The following is an 11,655-nucleotide window of genomic DNA, read 5'->3' on the forward strand; positions in this document are numbered from 1 at the left end:
TGTGTCGCTGTCTCACCGCCCGATGTAACTCATGACGTGCTTGATCCGGGTGTAATCCTCAAGGGCGTAAATGGACAGGTCCTTACCGTACCCGGAATGTTTGAACCCGCCGTGCGGCATCTCCGCAACCAACGGGATATGCGTATTGATCCACACGCAGCCGAAGTCAAGGGCGCGCGCGACCCGCAGGGCCCGTCCGTGGTCGCGGGTCCACACACTGGACGCCAGGCCATACCGTACGCCGTTCGCCCACCGGAGCGCGTCGTCCTCGGACTCAAAACGCTGCACGGTGACCACCGGCCCGAACACTTCGTTCTGCGAGATTTCATCCTCGTGGCGGACGCCGCAGACCACCGTCGGCGCGAAGAAGAAGCCCCGCTCACCCACCGGCGTACCGCCGGTGACCACCTGGGCGTGACGCGGAAGCCGCTCCAGAAAGCCCTGAACCCGCTGAAGCTGCTGCGCATTGTTCAACGGCCCGTACGCAGCATCGGGGTCGTCCGGCGGTCCGGTCCGCGTCTCCTTGGCCTGCATGGCCAATGCTTCGACAAGCTCGTCGTGAATGCGCGGCGCGGCAAGCACTCGGGTGGCCGCCGTGCAGTCCTGCCCCGCATTGAAGTACGCTGCGGCAGCAATGCCCTCGGCGGTCGTCTCCGGATCCGCGTCGTCGAAGACGATGACCGGGGCCTTCCCGCCCAATTCGAGATGAACCCGCTTGAGGTCGCGGGCGGCCGCGCCGGCGACGTCCATGCCGGCCTGAACGCTGCCGGTGATGGCGACCAGCTGCGGGACGGGATGGGCGACCAGCTGGCGGCCGGTGTCCCGATCGCCGAGGACGACGTTGAGAACCCCGGGCGGCAGATGGCGGGCCGCAAGCTCAGCCAGCCGGAGCGTGCTCAGCGGCGTCGTCTCACTCGGCTTGAGCACCACCGTGTTCCCCGCCGCAATGGCTGGCGCGAATTTCCAGACCGCCATCATCAGCGGGTAATTCCACGGCGTGACCTGAGCGCAGACGCCGATCGGCTCCCGGCGGATGATCGAGGTGTGCTCCGCGAGGTACTCGCCGGCGGAGAGGCCGGCAAGGAGCCGCGCCGCGCCGGCGAAGAAGCGAATCTGGTCGACGGCCGGGGGTAATTCTTCGCTCGCGGTGAGCGCCCGAGGCTTGCCGGTGTTCCGGCATTCGATGTCGACGAGTTCGTCGGCGTGCGCCTCAACCTCGTCCGCAATGCGCAGCAGAGCGCGGCTCCGCTCCGCAGGAGTGGCGTCCCGCCAGCGGGGGAACGCCTCCGCCGCTGCTTGCATTGCCGCATCGATATCGGCTGCAGACGACGCGGGCGACCGCGCAATGACCTCCCCGGTTGCCGGATCCACGACGTCAAACCAGCGGTCGCTCCGCGCCTCGACATAGTCGCCGGCGATGAAGTTTCGGAGTTCGACGACGGTGGACATCCGCACCACCCCTCCACCAGGGTCGTTCGTCCCCCGCTGGCGGGGACGTTCGTGGCCACAACTATGGCACGCGACGCGGAATCACGCAAGGGTTTCCGTCGCCAAAATTCATGATCGCCACGGTTTCGGTTGACAGATGAGCCTTTGACCGTCAGAATCCGTAGAGACACAGGAGACGCAGGGGCAGCCATGGGACGCCACGACGGCAGCGGCGACGACCAGGTCCTCGGAAACGGAGCACTCCTCGACGCCACCGGAAAGGCGATCATCGAGCAGCTCCAGCAGGACGGCCGGCGCTCCTACGCCGCGATCGCCAAGGCGGTTGGGCTCTCGGAAGCGGCGGTCCGCCAACGGGTACAGCGGCTGATCGACAGCGGCGTCATGCAAATCGTCGCCGTCACCGACCCGCTCACCTTGGGCTTCTCCCGGTGGGCCATGCTCGGACTCCGCGTGGACGGCGACCTGCAGAAAGCGGCCGACACCCTTGCCGCAATTCCGGAGGTCGACTACGTCGTGATCTGCGCCGGCTCCTTTGACCTGCTGGCCGAAGTGGTCTGCGAGGACGACGCCCACCTGCTGCGACTCCTCAACGAACAAATTCGCACCCTGCCCCAGGTCCGCTCGGTGGAGAGTTTCGTCTACCTGCGGCTGGTCAAGCAGACCTACACCTGGGGCACCCGTTGATGTCGAGGAAGCGAGACCATGTCCACCTCTAACACCGACCATGACGCATTGCAGGCCGCGGTCCGCACCAACCTCTGGCTGCACTTCACCCGGATGGGGGTGTACCGCGACCACGAGGTACCGGTCATCGTCCGCGGAGAAGGCCCCTACGTCTGGGACAGCAGGGGCAAGCGGTACCTCGACGGCCTCTCGGGTCTCTTCGTCGTCCAGGTCGGCCACGGACGGACCGAACTCGCCGAAGCCGCAGGAAAACAGGCGGCGGAACTCGGTTATTTCCCGCTCTGGAGCTATGCGCACCCCACGGCGACCGAACTCGCCGAGCGACTGGCCGCCCTCGCACCGGGGGATCTCAACCGCGTCTTCTTCACCACTGGCGGCTCCGAAGCGGTCGAAAGCGCCTGGAAACTGGCCCGGCAGTACTTCCGGACCATCGGAGAACCGGGTCGCTACAAGGTCATCAGCCGAGAACTCGCCTATCACGGAACGACGCTCGGCGCGCTTTCCATCACCGGCCTGCCCGATTACAAAGCGCCTTTCGAGCCGCTCGTGCCGGGATCGGTCCGGGTGCCCAACACGAATTTCTACCGGGCACCGCTCTTCGGCAACGACCCAGTTGCCTTCGGCCGTTGGGCTGCAGAGGAAATCGAGCGCGCGATCCTGCGGGAAGGCCCGGAGAGTGTCGCGGCGGTTTTCCTCGAGCCGGTGCAGAATTCCGGCGGCTGTCTGACCCCGCCCCCCGGTTATTTCCAACGGGTCCGGGAAATCTGCGACCGGTACGGTGTGCTGCTCGTCTCCGACGAGGTGATCTGCGCCTTCGGCCGGCTGGGCCACTACTTCGGTGCCGAGCGGTACGGTTACCAACCCGACATCATCACCGTCGCGAAGGGCCTGACCAGCGGGTACGTCCCGCTCGGCGCGATGATTGCCAGCGACCGGCTCATGGAACCGTTCCTCGCCGACCAGCGTGCTTTTCTCCATGGCATCACGTTCGGCGGCCACCCGGTCAGCTCCGCGGTCGCACTCGCCAACCTCGACATCTTCGAACGGGAACGTCTCCTCGACCACGTACGAACGAACGAGGACGCTTTCCGGCGTACGCTGGAGCGCCTCACCGACCTGCCAATCGTCGGGGAAATTCGCGGCGCCGGCTATTTCTGGGCCATCGAACTCGTGAAGGACAAGACGACCCGCGAGACCTTCGACGACGACGAGTGCGAATCGCTGCTCCGCGGTTTCCTCTCCCCCGCGCTGTACGACGCCGGGCTCATTTGCCGCGCCGACGACCGCGGCGATCCGGTCATCCAGCTCGCGCCGCCGCTCATCTGCGAGCAGCAACAATTCGACGAAATCGAACAGGTGCTCCGCGCCGTGCTCACGGAAGCCTGGCGGCGCATCTAGGCGAGCCGAGACCGCGGCCCACGGCAGCAGGTGGGACGCTGGGAAGTGGAGGTATCCGCATGCGCATCGGGGTGCCCCGGGAGATCAAACCGCAGGAGTACCGGGTCGCGCTGACGCCGATCGGAGTCCGGGAACTTACCGACGCCGGTCATACCGTTCTCGTCGAGCACGACGCCGGCGCCGGTTCGGCCATCCCAGACGTCGAATACCACGCGACCGGCGGGACGATCGTGCCGACCGCTGACGACGTCTGGGCGGAAGCGGACCTCATCGTCAAGGTGAAGGAACCGATCGCCGAGGAATACCCGCGGCTTCGCCGGGGACAGCTCCTCTTCACCTTCCTCCACCTCGCGGCGTCCGCCGAGTGCACCTCGGCGCTGCTTGCCGCCGGGGTCACCGCGATCGCCTACGAGACGGTCCGGCTGCCGGACGGCCGGCTGCCGCTCCTCGCGCCGATGAGTGAGATCGCCGGACGGCTCGCCGTACAGGAGGGCGCGTACCACCTCAAGCGGACTGCGGGAGGTCGCGGCATCCTCCTCGGTGGCATGCCCGGCGTCCCCCCCGCCACCGTCGTCGTCCTGGGCGCCGGGGTGGCGGGCAGCCAGGCCACCGAAATCGCGGTCGGTCTGGGCGCGCGGGTCGTCGTCCTCGACACCAACCTGGAGAAACTCCGCCACGTTTACGCGACGTACCACGGCCGGGTGGAGACGCTCGCCGCCCGGCGGCACACCATCGTGCAGGCCTGCCGCGAAGCTGACCTCGTCATCGGAGCGGTCTTGGTCCCCGGAGCCCGGGCCCCCATTCTCGTCGACAAGGAGACCATCGCGGAGATGCGGCCGGGTTCGGTGCTCGTCGACGTCTCGATCGACCAGGGCGGCTGCTTCGCACCGAGCCGGCCCACCACCCATGCCGACCCAACCTTCCCGGTGGCCGACAGCCTCCTCTACTGCGTCGCGAACATGCCCGGGGCCGTGCCCCGCACCGCCACGTACGCGCTCACCAACGCCACCCTGCCCTACGTCGAGGCCATCGCGAACCTCGGGCTTGCCGCCGCCTGCGAGCATTTCCCCGAGCTCACGGCCGGTATCACCACCGTCGCCGGACGGCTGACCGCCCCGGAGGTCGGCCAGGCCCACGGTCTACCGGTGACCCCACTCGCCGAGGCCCTCGCCCGGTAATCTGGACCGCGCGGCCGGCACGGAGAGCCCGTCAGACCACGTCCGGCGGATCCACCTGCACCCGCAACCCGGTGATCGGCATTCGGGCGGAGAGGGTTCGTTGCGCGGTGCGCAGCGCGTCCGCCAGTGCCAGGTGCGCAGCACGATCGGCGCGGAGCAGGAGCCGTTGCCGGGCCTCGTCGCCGGGCGCGGAATCGTCGGCCGGGTACGCACCGGCGTCGAGATCAACCGGACCGAAGACCTCCGTCCCGTCCGGCAGATGCAGGGCATCCTGGAAGGCCAACAGGGTCCGGCGTGGAGCGTCAACCGACACGAAGATCGTCGAAGGGGGAAGGCCGACCGCCGCCCGTTCGGCGAGTTCCCGTTCGGCAAACCAGAGCGGCGCCCACCGCACCGCAGCCTGCACCGGCGCAAGACCGCCGTCGGCAATGATCACGACCCGGCCGTCGGATCGGACCAGCGACGCAGCCGCCATCCACCGCCGGACGGCGTCCTCGGCTGCCCGCAGGGCGGGACGGGCCAGCACCACCCAGCCGTCCAGCAGGATCGCTGCGCCATAGCCGCCCTCGGCGGCCGGCTCGGCGGCTGGCGTCGCGACAACCAGCGCCGGTTCCGCCGGCACGGACTGCAGCGGTTGGCCGCCGCTCGCAAGCCGGATGGGTGTCCCGGGAAACGCCCGGCCAAGTTCGTCAGCAGTCCGCGACGCGCCAACGACGACCGAGCGCAACCGCTGCCCGCCGCAGGACGGGCAGCGCCAGTCGGCGGCCGGCCGGCCGCACCAGCGGCACGTCGGAGCCGCGCCCGCTGCCGGGATCCCGAGCGGGCCGGCGCACTGCGCACACCGCGCCGGGGACCGGCACTGCGCGCAGGCCAGCGCGGGTACGTATCCGCGCCGCGGCACGTGGACCAGAACCGGCAACCCGGCCCGAAGGGCGGCCCGGGCCGCCCGCCATGCCACGTCCGGCAACCGGCCGCCCGCCGGATCACCAGCACCTGCGATCACTTTCGGCGCGGCGGCCCGCAGCACGGTGCGGCGGGGAACGACGGGTTTCGCCCAACCCATCGCCAGCAGCCGGGCGGCTTCGGCGGTGACCGCGTACCCGCCGAGGATCAGCGCGGTCTGCTGCCGATGTGCCCGCAGGAGGGCGACGTCCCGGGCGTGCGGGTAGGGTGCGCGTCGCTGGACAAGCCGGTCGTCGCCGTCGTCCCACACCACCACGAGACCAAGGTCGTGCACCGGGGCGAAGACCGCGCCAACGGTGCCGATCACTACCCGGGCCGTCCCCCGGACGACGTCCACGAATCGCCGATACCGCTCGCCTGGCCCGAGATCGGCATGCAGGGTGACGTACGAGCTGGCACCGAGCACCCGGGCGCACGCCGTTTCCACCGCCGCCAGCTCGCCGGCAGCCGGGACGATCACCAGCGCACCGCGGCCGGCCCGCCGCGCGGCGGCGACCGCCTCGGCAAGCTCGACAGCCCAGCGCGGCAGCAGTCCGCACTGCCCTGGCAACGCCGTCCACACCGCCCGCACGGCACGCCCGGCCGCCAGCGCGGCCAGCAACGCCGGCCCGGCGACGTACCCCTGCCATCCCGAGGGGATTTCGGATGCGACGGACCCGGTCGGCAGGGGGCCGGACGCCGGAGAGACCGACGCAGACGCCCGCGGTGCGGAATCGCGGTCCGGCAGTGCAGCCGGCTGGTCAGTCGTCGCAGCCGCCGACCGGGGCGGAATGGCAAGACGCAGGACATCGGGAAGCGTTCCCGCGTACCGGTCCGCCACCTCACGCGCCAGCTCGAGGATCTCCGGGGCGAGCACCGGAATGTCATCAACCACCTTCTCCACGAAGGCGAGTTCACCGGAATAGTCCGATGCGGCCAGCCGCTCGATGACGTAGCCGTCGACCAGCCGTCCCGCGAACCGGACGCGCACCCGCGCCCCCGCAACAGCCGAATCGTGCAGTGCCTCCGGCACGAGGTAGTCGAACGGCCGGTCGAGATGCGGCAGCGAGACGTCGACAACCACCCGCGCCACCGGCAGGGTCGCTGACGGACGGCGGGCCGAGCCGCTGCTCGCCGACGACCGGCGGGCTGATCCCCTGCCGGCTGACGACCGGCGGGCCTGCGTCACGGCGTCCTGCCGACCGCCCGTCGGCTAGATGCCGGCGAGGCTGCGCAGCGCGTCTGCTCGATCCGTGATCTCCCAGGTGAAGTTGGGTTCCAGCCGGCCGAAGTGCCCGTACGCCGCGGTCGGCAGGTAGATCGGGCGCAGCAGGTCGAGATCCCGAATGATCGCGGCAGGGCGCAAGTCGAAGACCTGCGCCACCAGGTCCTGGATCTTCTCGTCAGGCAGCACACCGGTGCCGAACGTCTCGACGTACAACCCAATCGGATGGGCCTTGCCGATCGCGTACGCCACCTGCACTTCGCAGCGGCGCGCCAGCCCGGCGGCAACCACGTTCTTCGCCACCCAGCGCACCGCGTACGCCGCGGACCGGTCCACCTTCGTGGGGTCCTTGCCGGAGAATGCGCCCCCGCCGTGCCGGGCCATCCCGCCATAGGTGTCAACGATGATCTTCCGGCCGGTGAGCCCGGCGTCCCCCATCGGACCGCCGATCTCGAACCGCCCGGTCGGGTTGACGAGCAAGGTGTAGTCAGAGACGTCGATTCCGAGATCAACAAGCTCCGGCGCCACCACGTATTCGGCGATGTCCGGCGCGAGAAGCGTGTCAATGTCGATGTCCGGCGCGTGCTGGGTGGATACGACCACTGTGTCGAGCCGCACCGGCTTGTCCCGCTCGTACTCGATGGTCACCTGAGTCTTGCCGTCCGGCCTGAGGTACGGGACGATCCCTTCCTTGCGCACCCAGGCCAGCCGGCGGGCCAACCGGTGCGCGAGCGCGATAGGCAGCGGCATCAGCTCGGGCGTGTCGTCGCAGGCGTAGCCGACCATCATGCCCTGATCCCCGGCACCCTGGCGGTCGAGTTCGTCCACCGCCTCGCCGTGCCTGGCCTCATAGGCGTCGTCCACACCCATCGCAATGTCCGGCGACTGGGAGCCGATCGATACCGAGACACCGCAAGACCCGCCGTCGAATCCCTTCTTGGACGAGTCGTAGCCGATCCCGAGAATGACATCGCGGACGATGGCCGGGATGTCCGCCCAGGCCTCGGTGGTCACCTCCCCGGCGACGTGCACTTGACCAGTCGTGATCAGTGTTTCGACTGCCACCCGGCTGCGCGGATCTTCCTTGAGGAGGGCGTCAAGGATCGCGTCGCTGATCTGATCAGCGATCTTGTCCGGGTGACCTTCCGTCACCGATTCCGAGGTGAACAGACGCCGGGACAATCGAGGCTCCCTGGGGTGCGTAGGTGGTCGACCGAGACCGCGTGAGTTCTGCACGGACATGGTCGAAGCTGAGTCTAGGTCACCCGCCCGGTGATACGGAGGACGGACGCGCTTGGCGGGCACCAGGGAGCAATCCAGCGACGACGTCGAGGATGCGGTTGGCCACCACGACTTTCGGCGCAAGCGGAACGTCGACGATGTCTGGGCTGTCCGCGACGAGGATGGACGCCGCGTTCGTGGGCACGTCGAAACCACGGTTGGGGCCGACCTCATTGATGACCAGCACGTCCACCCCCTTGGCCGCAAGCTTCGCCCGCCCCCCGGCGAGCGGGTCGGTGGTCTCTGCAGCGAATCCGACAAGCAGCTGGCCAGGACGGCGCCGCGCGGCGAGTTCGGCCAGCACGTCCGGCGTACGGGTCAACCGGAGCGGCGGCGGGTCCGCGTCGGTCTTCTTGATTTTTTCGGTGGCGATCTCGGCAGCCCGGAAGTCCGCAACAGCCGCGGCCATGATGACGACATCGGCCCGAGGCGCCGCGTCAAGGACGGCGGTGCGCAGCTCCTCGGTGCTCTCGACCCGGACCACCCGGCTGCCCGCTGGGTCCGGCAACGCCACATTGGCCGCGACAACCGTCACCTCGGCGCCACGGACAGCGGCGGCAGCCGCCAACGCATACCCCTGCCGGCCGGAGGATCGATTGCCGAGGAACCGAACCGGATCAATAGGCTCCCGGGTGCCGCCGGCGCTGACCAGCACCTGGCACCCGGCGAGGTCCGCAAGACCCGGCCGGTCGAGCAAGGCGAGCACAGAGTCGAAGATCGCTTCGGGTTCGGGGAGCCGGCCAACCCCGGTGTCGGGTCCGGTCAACCGGCCGACCGCCGGATCGATCACGACGTCGCCGCGGGCGCGCAGTGTCGCAACGTTCTGCGCAGTGGCCGGATGTTCCCACATCTGGGTGTGCATGGCCGGCACGAAGAGCCGCGGGCCCCGGCTCGCGAGGAGCACGTTCCCCAGCAGGTCGTCGGCCAGGCCGGTGGCGGCGCGGGCCAGCAGGTCGGCGGTGGCCGGCGCGATGACGACAAGGTCGGCGTCCGCGGCCAACCGCACGTGCGGAACGAGGTGCACGTCCTGCCACAGGTCCGACCGGACCGGCCTGCCGGAGAGAGCCTCCCAGGTAGCAGCACCAACGAACCGAAGCGCGGACTCCGTCGGGACGACGGTCACCTCGACGCCGTCCGCAACGAGCAAGCGCAGTAGCTCACAGACCTTGTATGCGGCGATCCCACCGCCCACGCCGAGCAGAACCCGCCGCGGTCGGTCCTGGGTCATCGCCGGGCCGTCCCGCGGCTACTGCTCGATCGGCTCGGCGGTGAGCAGACCCGCGTTGATCTCGCGCAGTGCGATGGAGAGCGGTTTCTCCGTCGGATACGTTTCGACGAGCGGTCCGACATACTCCAGCAGTCCCTCGCCAAGCTGGGCGTAGTACGCGTTGATCTGACGAGCCCGCTTCGCCGCGTAGATCACCAGCGCGTACTTGTTGTCACAGACCTTGAGCAGCTCGTCAATCGGCGGATTCGTGATTCCCTCAGGGACGGCGACGGTTCCAGCCACGGTGGTCTCTTTCGGATCAGTCGACGGATTCTGGGCTCATGCGGGTCAGCATCTGCGGCGGGCTCGACGGTCGCCCGGCCTCGGCGATCCACCCACGACCACCAGCTACGGTGCACTCGGCGGACCGGGTTGCTCATGCGGACAACCGTCCAAGCGCAATAAGGTTATCAACTCCTGACAGGCCTGCTCGACCGACGTGTTGACGACGACGGCGTCAAACTCCCCGGCCGCAGCCATCTCAACCTCAGCGCGTTTCAAGCGCGCACGAACGTCGGCGTCGTCCTCCGTCCCCCGGCCGATGAGCCGCCGGCGCAGTTCCGCCCAACTCGGCGGAGCAAGGAAGACGGCGAACGCGTCCGGCAACGCGGCCCGCACCTGCCGGGCGCCCTGCAGGTCGATCTCCAGCAGGACGGGGATCCCGGCGGCAACCCGCTCCTCGACCGGACGCCGCGGCGTGCCGTACCAGTGCTCCCCGTACCGCGCATATTCGAGGAATTCACCCGCCGCGACCATCCGGGCAAATTCCGTGTCGTCGACGAAGCGGTAGGTGCGCCCGTCGATTTCCCCCGGCCGCGGGGCACGGGTGGTCACCGAGACCGAGACCCAGAGCCTGGGCACCCGCCGGGAGAGCTCGGCCACGACAGTCCCTTTGCCGACGCCGGATGGTCCGGACAGGACGGTCAGCGGAACGGGCCGGCACCCGGCGGCGTCGCCCTTAGGTGATCCGGTCACGCCGGCCCGGCCAGCCATCGAACTCCGCGACCAACGCCTCCCGTTGCCGCGGCCCCAACCCGCGCACCCGGCGGGACGCGGCGATGCCAAGCCGTTCCATGATCTGAGCGGCGCGTGCTCGGCCGATGCCCGGAAGCGCCTGAAGCAGGGCGCTGACCCGCATTCTGCCGACCACCTCGTCGTCCTGGCCGAGGGCAAGGATCGCAGCGAGCGATTCTTCCGATCTCTTCAACCGATCACGCAACTCGGCCCGCCGGGCGCGGGCTGCTGCGGCCTTCGCTAGCGCCTCGGCTCGCTGGCTAGCGGAGAGCGGCGGCAAGGGCATGGCCGATCACCTCCGGCAGGATGCTAGCCGACGTCCGCGCGAGCCGCCCGGCCCCAATCCCCCAGCCGCCGGCAGGTCGCCGGAACGGGAGATCCGCAGGAAAGGTAGCGGGTCCGGGCGCTTTCGGCAACCGCCACGCCGAGCGCGAGCCGATGGCGGCGCGGGTTGCGCCGGCAGTCCGTGCTCCAACGCGGCTGGCGTGTCCCCGCAGGCTCAGGCGAGGGCTCGGCGCAACTGCGCGGCGAGGGAGGCGGCCGCAGCACCCGGGTCGGCAGCGCGGATCACCGGCCGGCCGATCACCAGCAGATTCGCGCCGTCGGCCAGTGCCCGTTCCGGCGTGCCGACCCGGGCCTGATCCTGCAGTGCGGTTCCGGCCGGCCGGACCCCCGGCGTGATCAGGACCACGTCGGGTCCCACCTCGGCGCGTACCGCCGCGACCTCCTGCGGCGAGCAGACCACCGCCCGGGCCCCGGCGTCCACCGCGAGCACCGCCAGCCGGCGAACGGCGTCCACCACGGTCGCCCCGAATCCCATGTCCGCGATTGCCCCGTCGTCAAGGCTGGTGAGCACCGTCACTGCGGTGATCAAGACGTCGGGAGCGGCGTCCGCGGCGGCACGGATCATTGCCCGGCCGCCGGCGGCGTGCACCGTCAGATACGTGGGACGGACCCGGGCCACGGCTCGGGCGGCGCCGGCGACCGTATTGGGAATGTCGTGCAGCTTGAGGTCGAGGAAGACGTCCAGCCCACTGCCGCCGCGAACGCTGGCCACGGCGTCGGGTCCGTAGCGGGTGAAGAGTTCAAGCCCGACCTTGACCGCGCTGACGTGCGGTTCGACGAGTCGGGCCCACCGGCTGGCTTCGTCGAGATCGGGTGTGTCGAGCGCGACCGCGATCGGTGCGCGGCCGGCGCGGACCGGGTCCGGCGTCATC

11 protein-coding genes are annotated in these 11,655 nt (G+C 69.6%); 3 read left to right on the top strand and 8 right to left on the bottom strand.

The genetic code is table 11. The features are described 5' to 3' along the window. Nucleotides 1-12 precede the first annotated feature (12 nt). Nucleotides 13-1,449 (bottom strand): gamma-aminobutyraldehyde dehydrogenase, encoded by a 1,437-nt coding sequence (locus tag ACEL_RS06615; RefSeq protein ID WP_011720120.1) that lies wholly within the window; start codon nt 1,447-1,449, stop codon nt 13-15. Between the two features lie 189 nt (nt 1,450-1,638). On the opposite strand from ACEL_RS06615, the gene ACEL_RS06620 reads away from it, so the two are divergent. From ACEL_RS06620 to ald, 3 genes are read left to right on the top strand one after another with little or no spacing between them, the layout of a single operon-like run. Then, nucleotides 1,639-2,133, top strand: coding sequence for an Lrp/AsnC family transcriptional regulator (locus ACEL_RS06620; protein ID WP_011720121.1), 495 nt, complete (start codon nt 1,639-1,641; stop codon nt 2,131-2,133). An 18-nt stretch (nt 2,134-2,151) separates the two neighbouring features. Beyond that, nucleotides 2,152-3,531 (top strand): aspartate aminotransferase family protein, encoded by a 1,380-nt coding sequence (locus ACEL_RS06625; protein ID WP_011720122.1) that lies wholly within the window; start codon nt 2,152-2,154, stop codon nt 3,529-3,531. 59 nt (nt 3,532-3,590) lie between these two features. Next, entirely contained in the window at nt 3,591-4,709 is a 1,119-nt protein-coding gene (ald, locus tag ACEL_RS06630; RefSeq protein WP_011720123.1) for an alanine dehydrogenase, read from the top strand. Nucleotides 4,710-4,740: 31 nt separating this feature from the next. On the opposite strand, the gene ACEL_RS06635 is transcribed toward ald, so the two are convergent. From ACEL_RS06635 to pyrF, 7 genes are all read right to left on the bottom strand, one after another. After that, nucleotides 4,741-6,744: a primosomal protein N' family DNA-binding protein gene (locus ACEL_RS06635; protein ID WP_202943336.1), complete on the bottom strand. Its 2,004-nt coding sequence runs from the start codon at nt 6,742-6,744 to the stop codon at nt 4,741-4,743. A 120-nt stretch (nt 6,745-6,864) separates the two neighbouring features. Continuing rightward, complete coding sequence (gene metK, locus ACEL_RS06640; protein WP_041834987.1) at nt 6,865-8,058, bottom strand: methionine adenosyltransferase; 1,194 nt, start codon at nt 8,056-8,058, stop codon at nt 6,865-6,867. A 79-nt stretch (nt 8,059-8,137) separates the two neighbouring features. After that, nucleotides 8,138-9,385, bottom strand: a complete 1,248-nt coding sequence (gene coaBC / locus ACEL_RS06645; protein WP_011720126.1) for a bifunctional phosphopantothenoylcysteine decarboxylase/phosphopantothenate--cysteine ligase CoaBC — start codon at nt 9,383-9,385, stop codon at nt 8,138-8,140. Between the two features lie 18 nt (nt 9,386-9,403). After that, nucleotides 9,404-9,667 (bottom strand): DNA-directed RNA polymerase subunit omega, encoded by a 264-nt coding sequence (gene rpoZ, locus ACEL_RS06650; protein WP_011720127.1) that lies wholly within the window; start codon nt 9,665-9,667, stop codon nt 9,404-9,406. 105 nt (nt 9,668-9,772) lie between these two features. Further along, nucleotides 9,773-10,417 carry a guanylate kinase gene (gene gmk / locus ACEL_RS06655; RefSeq protein WP_083760531.1) on the bottom strand — a complete coding sequence of 215 codons (645 nt, stop codon included), beginning with the start codon at nt 10,415-10,417 and terminating at the stop codon, nt 9,773-9,775. Then, nucleotides 10,383-10,724, bottom strand: a complete 342-nt coding sequence (mihF, locus tag ACEL_RS06660; RefSeq protein WP_011720129.1) for an integration host factor, actinobacterial type — start codon at nt 10,722-10,724, stop codon at nt 10,383-10,385. Before mihF ends, gmk begins: the two co-directional genes overlap by 35 nt. Nucleotides 10,725-10,937: 213 nt before the next feature. Continuing rightward, entirely contained in the window at nt 10,938-11,654 is a 717-nt protein-coding gene (gene pyrF / locus ACEL_RS06665) for an orotidine-5'-phosphate decarboxylase (protein WP_011720130.1), read from the bottom strand. Nucleotide 11,655 lies beyond the last annotated feature (1 nt).

This window comes from Acidothermus cellulolyticus 11B (assembly GCF_000015025.1).
Taxonomy (GTDB): Bacteria; Actinomycetota; Actinomycetes; order Acidothermales; family Acidothermaceae; genus Acidothermus; species Acidothermus cellulolyticus.